The sequence below is a fragment of the Enterobacter cloacae complex sp. 6730903 genome (assembly GCF_048283985.1).
GTDB classification, from domain to species: Bacteria; Pseudomonadota; Gammaproteobacteria; order Enterobacterales; family Enterobacteriaceae; genus Enterobacter; species Enterobacter hormaechei_C.
In genome coordinates, this window is the sequence record NZ_JBLVXX010000007.1 from 28995 (window position 1) to 43572 (window position 14578).

The following is a 14578-nucleotide window of genomic DNA, read 5'->3' on the forward strand; positions in this document are numbered from 1 at the left end:
TTGACTGAATTTTTAGTGGAGACGTTTAGATGGGTAAAATTATTGGTATCGACCTGGGTACTACCAACTCTTGTGTAGCGATTATGGATGGCACTACTGCACGTGTGCTGGAGAACGCCGAGGGCGATCGCACCACGCCTTCTATCATTGCTTATACCCAGGATGGTGAAACTCTGGTTGGTCAGCCGGCTAAACGTCAGGCAGTGACAAACCCGCAAAACACCCTGTTTGCGATCAAACGCCTGATTGGCCGCCGCTTCCAGGACGAAGAAGTTCAGCGTGACGTTTCCATCATGCCTTACAAAATCATCGCAGCCGATAACGGCGATGCATGGCTTGATGTGAAAGGCACCAAAACGGCACCTCCGCAGATCTCTGCTGAAGTGCTGAAGAAAATGAAGAAAACCGCGGAAGATTACCTGGGTGAACCGGTAACTGAAGCTGTTATCACCGTACCTGCTTACTTCAACGATGCTCAGCGTCAGGCAACCAAAGATGCTGGCCGTATCGCAGGTCTGGAAGTAAAACGTATCATCAACGAACCAACCGCAGCAGCACTGGCTTACGGTCTGGATAAAGAAGTTGGCAACCGTACTATCGCGGTTTACGACCTGGGTGGTGGTACCTTCGATATCTCTATTATCGAAATCGACGATGTTGACGGCGAAAAAACCTTCGAAGTTCTGGCAACCAATGGTGATACTCACCTGGGTGGTGAAGACTTCGATACCCGTCTGATCAACTACCTCGTTGACGAGTTCAAGAAAGATCAGGGCATTGACCTGCGTAACGACCCGCTGGCTATGCAGCGCCTGAAAGAAGCCGCTGAGAAAGCGAAGATCGAGCTGTCTTCCGCTCAGCAGACCGACGTGAACCTGCCGTACATCACCGCAGACGCGACCGGTCCAAAACACATGAACATCAAAGTGACCCGTGCGAAACTGGAAAGCCTGGTAGAAGACCTGGTGAACCGTTCTATCGAGCCACTGAAAGTTGCATTGCAGGACGCTGGCCTGTCCGTGTCTGACATTCAGGACGTTATCCTGGTAGGTGGTCAGACTCGTATGCCAATGGTTCAGAAGAAAGTTGCTGAATTCTTTGGTAAAGAGCCACGTAAAGACGTGAACCCGGACGAAGCGGTTGCTATCGGTGCTGCGGTTCAGGGTGGTGTACTGACCGGTGAAGTGAAAGACGTTCTGCTGCTGGACGTTACCCCGCTGTCTCTGGGTATCGAAACCATGGGTGGCGTGATGACTCCGCTCATCAACAAGAACACCACTATCCCGACGAAACACAGCCAGGTGTTCTCTACCGCTGAAGACAACCAGTCTGCGGTAACCATCCATGTGATTCAGGGTGAGCGTAAGCGCGCGGCGGATAACAAATCTCTGGGTCAGTTCAACCTGGACGGTATTAACCCGGCACCACGCGGCATGCCACAGATCGAAGTCACCTTCGACATCGATGCTGACGGTATCCTGCACGTGTCTGCGAAAGACAAAAACAGCGGTAAAGAGCAGAAGATCACCATCAAGGCATCTTCTGGCCTGAACGAAGCGGAAATCGAAAAAATGGTTCGTGATGCCGAAGCTAACGCGGAATCCGACCGTAAGTTCGAAGAGCTGGTTCAGACCCGTAACCAGGGTGACCATCTGCTGCACAGCACCCGTAAGCAGGTTGAAGAAGCGGGCGATAAACTGCCAGCGGAAGACAAAACTGCGATCGAAACTGCACTGAGCGCGCTGGAAACGTCTCTGAAAGGCGAAGACAAAGCGGACATCGAAGCGAAGATGCAGGAGCTGGCACAGGTTTCTCAGAAGCTGATGGAAATCGCTCAGCAGCAGCACGCACAGCAGCAGGCGGGCGCTGATGCTTCCCAGAACAACGCGAAAGACGACGATGTTGTCGACGCTGAGTTCGAAGAAGTGAAAGACAAAAAATAATCGCCCTGATGCAGGGTAAGTAATCGGCACGGGCGTAGGAGAATTCTCCACGCCCGTGCTCGCATGTTAAGGGGCTTAAAAAAACCAATGGCAAAGCAAGACTATTACGAGATTTTAGGCGTTCCGAAAACTGCGGAAGAGCGTGAAATCAAAAAGGCGTATAAGCGCCTGGCCATGAAATTCCACCCTGACCGTAATCAGGGTGACAAAGAGGCTGAAGCCAAATTTAAAGAGATTAAAGAAGCCTACGAAGTCCTGACCGATGCACAAAAACGTGCGGCCTATGATCAGTATGGTCACGCGGCCTTTGAACAGGGCGGCATGGGCGGCGGTGGATTTGGTGGCGGCGGCTTCGGCGGCGGCGCTGATTTCAGCGATATCTTTGGTGATGTATTTGGCGATATCTTCGGCGGCGGGCGTGGTCGTCAGCGCGCGGCGCGCGGCGCAGACCTGCGCTACAACATGGACCTGACGCTGGAAGAAGCGGTTCGTGGCGTAACCAAAGAGATCCGTATCCCGACGCTGGAAGAGTGTGACGTTTGCCACGGCAGCGGCGCGAAAGCGGGGACTCAGCCACAGACCTGCCCAACCTGTCACGGTTCCGGTCAGGTGCAGATGCGCCAGGGCTTCTTCGCGGTGCAGCAGGCCTGTCCGCACTGTCATGGTCGCGGTACGCTGATTAAAGATCCGTGCACCAAATGTCACGGTCACGGTCGCGTGGAGAAAACCAAAACGCTGTCCGTTAAGATCCCGGCAGGCGTGGATACGGGCGACCGCATCCGTCTGGCAGGTGAGGGTGAAGCCGGCGAGCACGGCGCACCGGCAGGCGATCTGTACGTTCAGGTTCAGGTGAAGCAGCACGCCATCTTCGAGCGTGAAGGTAACAACCTGTACTGTGAAGTGCCGATCAACTTTGCGATGGCGGCGCTGGGCGGCGAAATCGAAGTGCCGACGCTGGACGGTCGCGTTAACCTGAAAATCCCTGGCGAAACCCAGACCGGCAAGCTGTTCCGCATGCGCGGCAAAGGCGTTAAATCCGTTCGCGGTGGCGCGCAGGGTGACCTGTTATGCCGCGTGGTCGTGGAAACGCCGGTCGGCCTGAACGATAAGCAGAAACAGCTGCTGAAAGAGCTTCAGGAAAGCTTTGGCGGCCCGACGGGTGAGAAAAACAGCCCGCGCTCCAAAAGCTTCTTCGATGGCGTCAAAAAATTCTTCGACGATTTAACCCGCTAACCCGCCAGCTGGTTACTATCCTTTAAAGCCCGGAAGCGATTCCGGGCTTTTTGCTTTATAGCGTTATACCTCGGTTAAACTGAATCTATAACCAATATTAATCTGTTTTTACCGATCTGTTTGCGCTGATATTATGGTTTTACCGAGGTATTGTTGTAAAAGAGAGTTTAAACGTGAAATTACTACACCGTTTCTTTAGCAGTGAGGCATCCGGCGGCGTCATCCTGATTATTGCTGCTGCGGCCGCCATGCTGCTCGCCAATATGGGCATGACGCGCGATCTCTATCACGCATTTCTGGAAACGCCCGTCGAGCTGAAGGTCGGGGCGCTGGAAATTAACAAGAACATGCTGCTGTGGATCAACGATGCGCTGATGGCGGTGTTCTTCCTGCTGGTGGGCCTGGAGGTTAAACGTGAGCTGGTGATCGGTTCGCTTGCCAGCCGTCAGCGCGCGGCGTTTCCGGTGATCGCGGCGATTGGCGGGATGATCGTTCCGGCGTTGCTCTTTCTCGCGTTTGCGTGGCAGGATCCGGTTGCGCGTGGCGGCTGGGCGATCCCGGCCGCAACGGATATCGCGTTTGCGCTCGGGGTCTTAGCCTTGCTCGGTAGCCGCGTCCCGGTAGCACTGAAAATTTTCCTGATGGCGCTGGCGATTATCGATGACCTGGGCGCTATCGTGATTATCGCGCTGTTCTACACCAGCGATCTGTCGGTTCTGTCGCTGAGCGTGGCGGCCGTGGCTATTGCGGTGCTGGCGTTGCTGAACGTCTTCAACGTCCGACGCACGGGGATTTATATTCTGGTGGGCATGGTACTGTGGACGGCGGTGCTGAAGTCTGGCGTGCATGCCACGCTGGCGGGCGTCATCGTTGGCTTCTTTATTCCGCTGAAGGAGCAGGACGGCAAATCGCCTGCCAGACAGCTGGAGCATGTGCTTCATCCGTGGGTGGGCTTTATGATCCTGCCGCTGTTTGCGTTTGCCAACGCGGGTGTTTCCCTGGCCGGGGTTACCCTGGACGGACTCACCTCCGTGCTGCCGCTGGGTATCATCGCCGGTCTGTTTATCGGTAAGCCGCTGGGCATCAGCCTGTTCTGCTGGCTGGCGCTGAAGCTGAAGCTGGCGTCATTGCCAAACGGGACCACCTTTAGCCAGATTATGGCCGTCGGCGTGCTGTGCGGTATTGGATTCACCATGTCGATCTTTATCTCGACGCTGGCGTTTGGCGCAAACGCGCCTGAGCTTATCGTCTGGGCAAAACTCGGCATTCTCATCGGGTCATTACTGGCCGCAGTCATTGGTTATACCTTGTTGAAGGTGAAATTATCCGGACAGGCTGTCCAGGCATAACGGAAAACCGGGAGGAGGGGGCTCCTTCTCCCGATACACACTCAGGGAGAGAACACGCGATGTCTCATTTGAATTACAACCATCTTTATTACTTCTGGCACGTTTATAAACAGGGCTCGGTCGTGGGGGCGGCAGAAGCGCTTTACCTGACGCCACAGACTATTACCGGGCAAATCAAAGCCCTGGAAGAGCGCTTGCAGGGAAAGCTTTTTAAGCGGAAAGGGCGTGGCATTGAGCCGAGCGAGCTGGGTGAGCTGGTGTTCCGCTATGCGGACAAGATGTTCACCCTGAGCCAGGAGATGCTGGATATCGTTAACTATCGCAAAGAGTCTAACCTCCTCTTTGACGTGGGCGTGGCGGATGCGTTGTCGAAACGGCTGGTAAGCGGCGTGCTGGATGCCGCCGTCGTTGAGGATGAGCAAATTCATCTGCGCTGCTTTGAGTCCACCCACGAGATGCTGCTGGAACAGCTGAGCCAGCATAAGCTGGATATGATTATCTCGGACTGCCCAATCGACTCCACGCAGCAGGAAGGCTTGTTCTCGGTGAAAATTGGCGAATGCGGCGTCAGTTTCTGGTGCATCAATCCGCCGCCGGAAAAACCGTTTCCGGCCTGTCTGGAAGAGCGCCGCTTGCTGGTTCCGGGGAGACGATCCATGCTCGGACGTAAGCTGCTGAACTGGTTTAACTCGCAGGGGCTGAACGTAGAAATTCTCGGTGAGTTCGACGATGCGGCGCTGATGAAAGCCTTTGGCGAGGCGCACAACGCTATCTTCGTTGCCCCGACGCTGTATGCGCACGATCTCTATTCAGACGACAAGATTACCGAGATTGGCAGGGTGGATAACGTGATGGAAGAGTATCACGCCATATTCGCCGAAAGGATGATTCAGCATCCGGCGGTGCAGCGAATCTGCAACCGCGACTACTCGGCGCTGTTTACGCCGCCAGCAATCTGAAGACATAAAAAAACCCGCGTTAAGCGGGTTCTTTCAAACAAGCAACAACAAGTGGCGATTAAGCCAGTTTGTTGATCTGCGCGGTCAGGTTTGCTTTATGACGCGCTGCTTTGTTTTTGTGGATCAGACCTTTAGCAGCCTGACGATCCACGATTGGTTGCATTTCGTTAAATGCGTTCTGCGCTGCAGCTTTGTCGCCAGCTTCGATTGCTGCGTATACTTTCTTGATGAAAGTACGCATCATAGAGCGACGGCTTGCATTGTGCTTACGAGCCTTTTCAGACTGAACGGCACGTTTCTTAGCTGATTTGATATTAGCCAAGGTCCAACTCCCAAATATGATCTATGTGGACAATTCAAAGGCCGAGGAATATGCCCTCTATACCTTCTTTTGTCAATGGATTTGTGCAAATAAGCGCCGTTAATGTGGCGACGCTACGTTACGTAGTGATGGCGCAGGATTCTACCAGCTTGTCGTTCGTGAATACAGCTTTTCGGCGTAAAAATCGCAGTTCGCGGGCAGATTTTTTTGCTGTGAAAGGTCAGCGTGATGAAATCATACGGCTTTCTGTTTAGCGTGAACAATCGCCGGTTAACCTTAACCGCTGTACAAGGTATACTTTGGCGATTTTCACTGTTTTGAGCCAGTCATGAAGCTGATACGCGGCATACATAATCTCAGTCAAGCCCCGCACGGGTGCGTGCTGACCATTGGTAATTTCGACGGCGTGCATCGTGGGCATCAGGCGCTGTTGCAGGGATTGCGTAAAGAAGGCGAGGCGCGAGGCCTGCCCGTCGTGGTGATGATTTTCGAGCCTCAGCCGCTGGAGCTGTTTGCAGGCGAGAAATCCCCCGCTCGGCTGACGCGTCTGCGCGAGAAGTTACGCTACCTGGCGGAGTCAGGGGTGGACTACGTTCTGTGCGTACGGTTCGACCGTCGTTTTGCCGCGCTGACCGCACAAAATTTTGTCAGCGACCTGTTGGTCAGGCAGCTTGGCGTGCAGTTTCTCGCCGTGGGCGATGATTTCCGCTTTGGCGCTGGTCGTCAGGGCGATTTCTTGTTATTACAGAAGGCTGGCCTGGAGTACGGGTTTGACGTCACCAGCACGATGACCTTCTGTGAGGGCGGCGTGCGCGTCAGCAGCACCGCGGTACGTCAGGCGCTGGCGAACGATGAACTGGACACGGCAGAAACGCTGCTGGGTCACCCGTTCACAATTTCAGGTCGCGTGGTCCATGGCGATGCGCTGGGCCGCACGATAGGTTTCCCGACGGCGAATATACCGCTGCGTCGTCAGGTCTCCCCGGTTAAAGGGGTCTATGCGGTGGAAGTGGCAGGACTGGGCGAGAAGCCTTTCTACGGCGTCGCCAACATTGGCACACGTCCAACAGTTGCCGGTGTGCGTCAACAGTTAGAAGTACACCTGCTGGACGTTGTAATGGACCTCTACGGTCGCCATATAGATGTGATACTGCGTAAAAAAATACGCAATGAACAGCGATTCGCTTCGCTGGATGAACTTAAGGCGCAAATCGCGCGAGATGAATTAACGGCCCGCGAGTTTTTTGGGCTTTAGAACCGGCTTAACTGCCTACGTGATAAATACGGAACCGAGAATCTGATGAGTGACTATAAATCAACCCTGAATTTGCCGGAAACAGGGTTCCCGATGCGCGGCGATCTCGCCAAGCGTGAACCGGGAATGCTGGCGCGTTGGACCGATGATGACCTGTACGGCATCATTCGTGCAGCCAAAAAAGGCAAAAAAACCTTCATTCTGCATGATGGCCCTCCATATGCGAATGGCAGCATTCATATTGGTCACTCTGTAAACAAGATTCTGAAAGACATTATCGTGAAGTCCAAAGGACTCGCGGGATATGACTCGCCTTACGTTCCGGGCTGGGACTGCCATGGTCTGCCAATCGAGCTGAAAGTTGAGCAAGAGTATGGTAAGCCGGGTGAGAAGTTCACCGCCGCAGAATTCCGCGCGAAATGCCGCGAATACGCTGCCACCCAGGTTGACGGTCAGCGCGCTGACTTTATCCGTCTGGGCGTGCTGGGCGACTGGTCGCATCCGTACCTGACCATGGACTTCAAAACCGAAGCCAACATCATCCGTGCGCTGGGTAAAATCATCGGCAACGGTCACCTGCACAAAGGCGCTAAGCCGGTGCACTGGTGCGTCGACTGCCGTTCTGCGCTGGCAGAAGCGGAAGTTGAGTATTACGACAAAACCTCGCCTTCTATCGATGTGGCGTTCGAAGCGGTCGATCAGGATGCGATTAAAGCTAAATTTGGTCTGCCTGGCGTAAGCGGTCCAGTCTCGCTGGTTATCTGGACCACCACCCCGTGGACGCTGCCTGCTAACCGCGCGATCTCCCTCTCTGGCGAGTTTGAGTATGCGCTGGTGCAGATTGATGGCCGTGCGGTTATCCTGGCGAAAGACCTGGTCGAAAGCGTGCTGAAACGCGCGAACATCACTGATTACACCGTGCTGGGCACCGTTAAAGGCGACGCGCTGGAACTGATGCGTTTCAAACACCCGTTCCTGGACTTCGACGTTCCGGCGATCCTGGGCGACCACGTCACGCTGGACGCAGGTACTGGTGCGGTGCATACCGCCGGTGGCCACGGTCCTGACGACTACAACATCAGCCTGAAATACGGTCTGGAAATCGCCAACCCGGTCGGTCCGGATGGCTCTTACCTGCCTGGCACCTACCCGGCGCTGGACGGTATTAACGTCTTTAAAGCCAACGACATCATCGTTGACATGCTGCGCACCAGCGGCGCGCTGCTGCACGTTGAGAAAATGCAACACAGCTACCCGTGCTGCTGGCGTCACAAGTCGCCGATCATCTTCCGTGCGACCCCGCAGTGGTTCGTCAGCATGGACCAGAAAGGCCTGCGCGAGCAGTCTCTGAAAGAGATCAAAGGCGTGCAGTGGATCCCGGACTGGGGCCAGGCGCGTATCGAATCCATGGTGGCTAACCGTCCTGACTGGTGTATCTCCCGTCAGCGCACCTGGGGCGTGCCGATGTCGCTGTTCGTGCATAAAGAGACGCAGGAGCTGCACCCGAATACGCTGGAACTGATGGAAGAAGTGGCGAAGCGCGTCGAAGTTGACGGCATTCAGGCGTGGTGGGATCTCGACGCCCGCGACATCCTGGGCGCGGACGCGGACAACTACGAGAAAGTGCCAGATACCCTGGACGTGTGGTTCGACTCCGGTTCAACTCACGCCTCTGTCGTTGACGTGCGCCCTGAGTTCGCCGGTCACGCTGCCGACATGTATCTGGAAGGCTCCGACCAACACCGCGGCTGGTTCATGTCATCCCTGATGATCTCCACCGCCATGAAGGGTAAAGCACCTTACCGTCAGGTACTGACCCACGGCTTCACCGTGGATGGCCAGGGCCGTAAGATGTCCAAATCTATCGGTAACACCGTTTCTCCGCAGGACGTGATGAACAAACTGGGCGCGGACATCCTGCGCCTGTGGGTAGCATCTACCGACTACACCGGCGAAATGGCGGTGTCTGATGAGATCCTGAAACGTGCTGCCGACAGCTATCGTCGTATCCGTAACACCGCGCGCTTCCTGCTGGCGAACCTGAACGGGTTTGATCCGGTAAAAGACATGGTGAAGCCGGAAGAGATGGTCGTGCTCGATCGCTGGGCGGTGGGCTGCGCGAAAGCGGCGCAGGAAGACATTGTTAAAGCGTACGAATCTTACGACTTCCACGAAGTGGTGCAGCGCCTGATGCGCTTCTGCTCCATCGAGATGGGCTCGTTCTACCTCGACATCATCAAAGACCGCCAGTACACCGCGAAAGCGGACAGCGTGGCGCGTCGTAGCTGCCAGACTGCGCTGTTCCACATCGCAGAGGCGCTGGTGCGCTGGATGGCGCCGATCATGTCCTTCACTGCGGATGAAATCTGGGGTTACCTGCCGGGCGACCGCGAGAAGTATGTCTTCACCGGCGAGTGGTACGAAGGTCTGTTCGATCTCTCCAGCACCGAAGCGATGAACGATGCCTACTGGGACGAGCTGCTGAAAGTGCGTGGCGAAGTGAACAAGGTTATCGAGCAGGCGCGCGCTGACAAGAAAGTCGGTGGCTCTCTGGAAGCGACGGTGACCCTGTACGCCGAACCGGAGCTGGCGGCCAAACTGACCGCGCTGGGCGATGAATTACGATTTGTCCTGTTGACCTCCGGTGCGAAAGTTGCGGATTATGCCGAGGCGTCTGCTGATGCTCAGCAGAGCGAACTGCTCAAAGGACTGAAGGTCGCACTGAGCAAAGCCGACGGTGAAAAATGCCCGCGTTGCTGGCATTACACTACCGATGTCGGTCAGGTGGCGGAACACGCAGACATCTGCGGACGCTGTGTAAGCAACGTCGCCGGTGACGGCGAAAAACGTAAGTTTGCCTGATGAGTAAAACTCTCTGTTCAACAGGACTGCGCTGGCTGTGGCTGGTGGTAGTGGTGCTGATTATTGATTTGGGCAGCAAGTTCCTGATCCTCCAGAATTTCGCTCTGGGGGATACGGTCCCGCTGTTCCCGTCGCTTAACCTGCACTATGCCCGCAACTATGGTGCGGCGTTTAGTTTCCTTGCCGACAGCGGTGGCTGGCAGCGCTGGTTCTTCGCGGGTATCGCTATCGGTATCTGCGTCGTGCTGGCGGTGCTGATGTACCGCTCGAAGGCCACGCAAAAGCTGAATAACATCGCCTACGCGCTGATCATTGGCGGCGCGCTGGGCAACCTGTTTGACCGCCTGTGGCACGGCTTTGTGGTCGATATGATCGACTTCTACGTCGGCGACTGGCACTTCGCGACCTTTAACCTCGCCGATAGCGCCATTTGCATCGGTGCGGCGTTAATCGTGCTGGAAGGCTTCTTGCCTAAACCGGCTGCGAAAGAGCAGGCGTAACAAAACCAGCCGGGTGATGCGTAGCGATCCCGGCCTACAGAATTTGTGGCCCCCGTTGGCCCGGTAAGCGTAGCGCCACCGAGCAACAGGTGACCCAAAACAAGCGAGCAATTTGCATGTCTAAATCCGTACAGAGCAACAGCGCGGTTCTCGTTCATTTCACGCTGAAGCTGGATGACGGCTCCACGGCCGAATCCACCCGCAACAATGGCAAACCGGCGCTGTTTCGTCTGGGCGATACCTCCCTGTCTGAAGGCCTCGAACAGCAGCTTCTCGGTCTGAAAGAGGGTGAGAAAAAAGCGTTCTCACTGGAGCCGGATGCGGCATTCGGTGTGCCAAGCCCGGATCTGATCCAGTACTTCTCGCGCCGTGAGTTTATGGATGCGGGTGAACCGGAAATCGGGGCGATTATGCTCTTTACCGCTATGGACGGCAGCGAAATGCCTGGCGTGATCCGCGAAATCAACGGTGACTCCATTACCGTTGACTTCAACCATCCGCTTGCCGGGCGTACCGTTCATTTTGATGTAGAAGTGCTGGAGATCGATCCGGCGCTGGAGGCCTGAAATGCAGATCCTGTTGGCTAACCCGCGCGGTTTTTGCGCCGGTGTAGACCGCGCTATCAGCATTGTTGAAAACGCGCTGGAGATTTACGGCGCGCCGATTTATGTGCGTCACGAAGTGGTGCACAACCGCTACGTGGTCGACAGCCTGCGCGAGCGCGGTGCGATTTTTATCGAGCAGATCAGCGAAGTGCCGGACGGCGCAATCCTCATCTTCTCCGCGCACGGCGTCTCTCAGGCGGTACGCAACGAGGCGAAAAGCCGCGATCTGACCGTATTCGATGCCACCTGTCCGTTAGTGACTAAGGTGCATATGGAAGTGGCGCGCGCCAGCCGTCGTGGTGAAGAGTCAATTCTGATTGGTCACGCCGGCCACCCGGAAGTGGAAGGCACCATGGGCCAGTACAGCAACCCGGAAGGGGGGATGTATCTGGTTGAGTCACCGGAAGACGTCCTGACGCTGAACGTGAAAAACGAAGCGCGTCTGTCGTTTATGACCCAGACGACGCTTTCCGTGGACGACACCTCAGACGTGATTGACGCTCTGCGTCAGCGCTTCCCGAAAATCGTCGGGCCGCGCAAAGATGATATCTGCTACGCAACCACCAATCGTCAGGAAGCCGTGCGCGCGCTGGCTGAACAGGCGGACGTAGTGCTGGTGGTCGGCTCGAAAAACTCCTCTAACTCCAACCGTCTGGCCGAACTGGCGCAGCGTATGGGGAAAGCGGCGTTTCTGATCGACGACGCAACGGACATTCAGGAAGCGTGGGTGAAAAACGCGGCCTGCGTCGGTGTTACCGCAGGCGCTTCAGCGCCGGATATTCTGGTGCAGAACGTCATTGCCCGTCTGCAAGAGCTGGGCGGTGGCGAAGCGGTGCCGCTGGAAGGCCGTGAAGAGAACATTGTCTTCGAAGTGCCGAAAGAGCTGCGTATTGACGCGCGAGAAGTGGAATAGTTCTTTATCTGATGAAAGGCCAGCACCTCCTGTGCTGGCCTTTTTTTTGCCCCAAACTTTATCGTGACGACAAAATCATGTCTTTTACTGATATTTAAGTCGGTTTCACGTTAAATTCTAATTATCGGTGTTTTCAGTTGGCAGGCTTTGCCAAGGCTGGTTAATCTGAAAACGGTTTACATCATTTTAACGTAAGAGAATAACTATGCATGATGCACAGATCCGCGTTGCTATTGCGGGCGCGGGTGGACGTATGGGCCGCCAGCTGATTCAGGCGGCACTACAGATGGATGGCGTGGCACTCGGCGCGGCGCTGGAGCGTGAAGGTTCATCCCTGCTGGGAGCCGATGCAGGCGAGCTGGCGGGCGCGGGCAAGACAGGCGTCACCGTGCAGAGCAGCCTTGAGGCGGTGAAAGAAGACTTTGACGTGTTCATCGACTTTACCCGTCCGGAAGGCACGCTGGCTCATCTGGCGTTTTGCCGTCAGCACGGTAAAGGGATGGTGATTGGTACCACTGGTTTCGATGATGCCGGTAAACAGGCCATTCAGGACGCGTCCACTGAGATTGCGATTGTCTTCGCTGCGAACTTTAGCGTCGGCGTTAACGTCATGCTGAAACTGCTGGAAAAGGCAGCGAAGGTGATGGGCAACTATACCGACATTGAGATTGTTGAAGCACACCACCGCCATAAAGTTGATGCTCCATCAGGCACGGCGCTGGCGATGGGCGAAGCGATTGCTCATGCACTTGATAAAGATTTAAAAGAGTGCGCGGTCTATACCCGTGAAGGACATACCGGCGAACGCGTGCCTGGGACAATTGGTTTCGCAACCGTTCGTGCAGGCGATATCGTCGGCGAACATACAGCGATGTTCGCCGATATTGGCGAGCGTGTTGAGATCACCCATAAAGCGTCAAGCCGCATGACGTTTGCGAATGGTGCAGTTCGTGCCGCTTTGTGGCTTAATGCGAAGGAAAAGGGTCTTTTTGATATGCGAGATGTGCTTGATCTCAATAATTTGTAAGCGATATTACCCATCGTGATGTGGTTATTGCAGTCGTAATTCCTTGATTGCATAGGGCAATAATTTATTGCCCTCTTATTTTATCCGTTTTAGATAAAAAATAACGCTTAGACGGCATAAAGCTTATTGTTGTGCCATTTTTCTGTGAAATATATGTAAATTTTGACCATCTGGTCCACTTTTTGTCGCGCATCTCTCTAAAATTCTAACAAACCTGCCGCGCAAGCGTTTTCCGGAATGATTTACCTGATCTTTTTGTCCATTAAACCCCAATCCAGATGCCAGGCTTGCAAAAGAATATACAAAACTCCCGTTTTAAGTTGACTTTTACATAGCAAATCCCCAGAATGCCGCCGTTTGCCAAAAATCCGCTGGCAACACATTTGCATTGATCCATGACATGGTTATGAATTAATATGCAAATAAAGTGAGTGAATATTCTCTGGAGGGTGTTTTGATTAAGTCAGCGCTATTGGTTCTGGAAGACGGAACCCAGTTTATCGGTCGGGCCATAGGGGCAACGGGTTCGGCGGTTGGGGAAGTCGTTTTCAATACTTCAATGACCGGTTATCAAGAAATCCTCACTGATCCTTCCTATTCTCGCCAAATCGTTACTCTTACTTATCCTCATATCGGCAATGTCGGCACCAATGCGGCTGACGAAGAATCCTCTCAGGTACATGCGCAAGGCCTGGTCATTCGTGACCTGCCGCTGATTGCCAGCAACTTCCGCAACACCGAAGACCTCTCTTCTTACCTGAAGCGCCATAACATTGTGGCGATTGCCGATATCGATACCCGTAAGCTGACGCGTCTGCTGCGCGAGAAGGGTGCACAAAACGGTTGCATCATCGCAGGGGATAACCTCGATGCGACGCTGGCGCTGGAAAAAGCGAAAGCCTTCCCGGGACTGAACGGTATGGACCTGGCGAAAGAAGTGACCACCGCTGAAGCCTACAGCTGGACGCAGGGAAGCTGGACGCTGGAAGGCGACCTGCCGGAAGCGAAACCGGAAAGCGAGCTGCCGTTCCACGTGGTGGCCTATGATTTTGGCGCCAAGCGCAACATCCTGCGTATGCTGGTTGACCGTGGCTGCCGCCTGACGGTCGTCCCGGCACAAACATCTGCGGAAGAGGTTCTGAAGATGAACCCGGACGGCATCTTCCTCTCTAACGGTCCTGGCGACCCGGCGCCGTGCGACTACGCTATCGACGCCATCAAGTCCTTCCTGGAAACCGATATCCCGGTATTCGGCATCTGTCTCGGTCATCAGCTGCTGGCGCTGGCGAGCGGAGCGAACACCGTCAAGATGAAGTTCGGCCACCACGGTGGTAACCACCCGGTGAAAGATATCGACAACAACACGGTGATGATCACCGCGCAGAACCACGGCTTCGCTGTGGATGAAGCGACGATGCCGGCTAACCTGCGCGTGACGCACAAATCACTGTTCGATGGCACCTTGCAGGGTATCCATCGCACCGATAAGCCTGCGTTCAGCTTCCAGGGTCACCCTGAAGCCAGCCCGGGCCCACACGATGCCGCACCGCTGTTCGATCACTTCATCGAACTTATCGAGCAATACCGTAAGACCGCTAAATAATCAGGAG

Annotated in this window: 12 protein-coding genes and 1 pseudogene; 12 read left to right on the forward strand and 1 reads right to left on the reverse strand. The window is 54.9% G+C overall.

Translation table 11 applies throughout. The annotated features are described in order from the left end of the window. Positions 1 to 29 precede the first annotated feature (29 nt). The 4 genes from dnaK (at position 30) to nhaR (ending at position 5484) form a co-directional block, all read left to right on the forward strand. Positions 30 to 1943 (forward strand): molecular chaperone DnaK, encoded by a 1914-nt coding sequence (gene dnaK, locus ACNQ0W_RS05255; protein ID WP_006810169.1) that lies wholly within the window; start codon positions 30 to 32, stop codon positions 1941 to 1943. A gap of 87 nt (positions 1944 to 2030) precedes the next feature. After that, complete coding sequence (dnaJ, locus tag ACNQ0W_RS05260) at positions 2031 to 3176, forward strand: molecular chaperone DnaJ (RefSeq protein ID WP_008502040.1); 1146 nt, start codon at positions 2031 to 2033, stop codon at positions 3174 to 3176. A 173-nt stretch (positions 3177 to 3349) separates the two neighbouring features. Next, positions 3350 to 4525, forward strand: a complete 1176-nt coding sequence (gene nhaA, locus ACNQ0W_RS05265) for a Na+/H+ antiporter NhaA (protein WP_062932379.1) — start codon at positions 3350 to 3352, stop codon at positions 4523 to 4525. A 59-nt stretch (positions 4526 to 4584) separates the two neighbouring features. Beyond that, on the forward strand, positions 4585 to 5484 hold the full coding sequence (nhaR, locus tag ACNQ0W_RS05270) for a transcriptional activator NhaR (RefSeq protein ID WP_003856462.1): 900 nt from the start codon (positions 4585 to 4587) through the stop codon (positions 5482 to 5484). Positions 5485 to 5542: 58 nt separating this feature from the next. On the opposite strand, the gene rpsT is transcribed toward nhaR, so the two are convergent. Continuing rightward, complete coding sequence (gene rpsT / locus ACNQ0W_RS05275; RefSeq protein WP_003856458.1) at positions 5543 to 5806, reverse strand: 30S ribosomal protein S20; 264 nt, start codon at positions 5804 to 5806, stop codon at positions 5543 to 5545. A gap of 115 nt (positions 5807 to 5921) precedes the next feature. On the opposite strand from rpsT, the pseudogene ACNQ0W_RS05280 reads away from it, so the two are divergent. The 8 genes and pseudogenes from ACNQ0W_RS05280 to carA form a co-directional block, all read left to right on the forward strand. Next, positions 5922 to 6127 (forward strand): annotated as a pseudogene (locus ACNQ0W_RS05280) (DUF2575 domain-containing protein); the annotation flags it as partial. Positions 6128 to 6134: 7 nt separating this feature from the next. Further along, positions 6135 to 7061: a bifunctional riboflavin kinase/FAD synthetase gene (gene ribF, locus ACNQ0W_RS05285; protein WP_003856456.1), complete on the forward strand. Its 927-nt coding sequence runs from the start codon at positions 6135 to 6137 to the stop codon at positions 7059 to 7061. 45 nt (positions 7062 to 7106) lie between these two features. After that, positions 7107 to 9923: an isoleucine--tRNA ligase gene (gene ileS / locus ACNQ0W_RS05290; RefSeq protein WP_062932378.1), complete on the forward strand. Its 2817-nt coding sequence runs from the start codon at positions 7107 to 7109 to the stop codon at positions 9921 to 9923. After that, complete coding sequence (lspA, locus tag ACNQ0W_RS05295; RefSeq protein WP_013095527.1) at positions 9923 to 10423, forward strand: signal peptidase II; 501 nt, start codon at positions 9923 to 9925, stop codon at positions 10421 to 10423. Before ileS ends, lspA begins: the two co-directional genes overlap by 1 nt. A 116-nt stretch (positions 10424 to 10539) precedes the next feature. Next, a complete protein-coding gene (gene fkpB, locus ACNQ0W_RS05300; RefSeq protein ID WP_003856450.1) occupies positions 10540 to 10989 on the forward strand; it encodes an FKBP-type peptidyl-prolyl cis-trans isomerase in 450 nt (149 codons plus the stop codon). Between the two features lies 1 nt (position 10990). Beyond that, positions 10991 to 11941 carry a 4-hydroxy-3-methylbut-2-enyl diphosphate reductase gene (ispH, locus tag ACNQ0W_RS05305; protein WP_028015471.1) on the forward strand — a complete coding sequence of 317 codons (951 nt, stop codon included), beginning with the start codon at positions 10991 to 10993 and terminating at the stop codon, positions 11939 to 11941. A gap of 205 nt (positions 11942 to 12146) precedes the next feature. Continuing rightward, positions 12147 to 12968, forward strand: coding sequence for a 4-hydroxy-tetrahydrodipicolinate reductase (gene dapB / locus ACNQ0W_RS05310; RefSeq protein WP_062932377.1), 822 nt, complete (start codon positions 12147 to 12149; stop codon positions 12966 to 12968). A gap of 454 nt (positions 12969 to 13422) precedes the next feature. Further along, a complete protein-coding gene (carA, locus tag ACNQ0W_RS05315; RefSeq protein ID WP_062932376.1) occupies positions 13423 to 14571 on the forward strand; it encodes a glutamine-hydrolyzing carbamoyl-phosphate synthase small subunit in 1149 nt (382 codons plus the stop codon). Positions 14572 to 14578 lie beyond the last annotated feature (7 nt).

Coding starts and splice junctions, on each gene's coding strand:
- dnaK (WP_006810169.1), top strand. CDS start 30: ATGGGTAAAATTATTGGTATCGACCTGGGTACTACCAACTCTTGTGTA.
- dnaJ (WP_008502040.1), top strand. CDS start 2,031: ATGGCAAAGCAAGACTATTACGAGATTTTAGGCGTTCCGAAAACTGCG.
- nhaR (WP_003856462.1), top strand. CDS start 4,585: ATGTCTCATTTGAATTACAACCATCTTTATTACTTCTGGCACGTTTAT.
- ribF (WP_003856456.1), top strand. CDS start 6,135: ATGAAGCTGATACGCGGCATACATAATCTCAGTCAAGCCCCGCACGGG.
- ileS (WP_062932378.1), top strand. CDS start 7,107: ATGAGTGACTATAAATCAACCCTGAATTTGCCGGAAACAGGGTTCCCG.
- lspA (WP_013095527.1), top strand. CDS start 9,923: ATGAGTAAAACTCTCTGTTCAACAGGACTGCGCTGGCTGTGGCTGGTG.
- fkpB (WP_003856450.1), top strand. CDS start 10,540: ATGTCTAAATCCGTACAGAGCAACAGCGCGGTTCTCGTTCATTTCACG.
- ispH (WP_028015471.1), top strand. CDS start 10,991: ATGCAGATCCTGTTGGCTAACCCGCGCGGTTTTTGCGCCGGTGTAGAC.
- dapB (WP_062932377.1), top strand. CDS start 12,147: ATGCATGATGCACAGATCCGCGTTGCTATTGCGGGCGCGGGTGGACGT.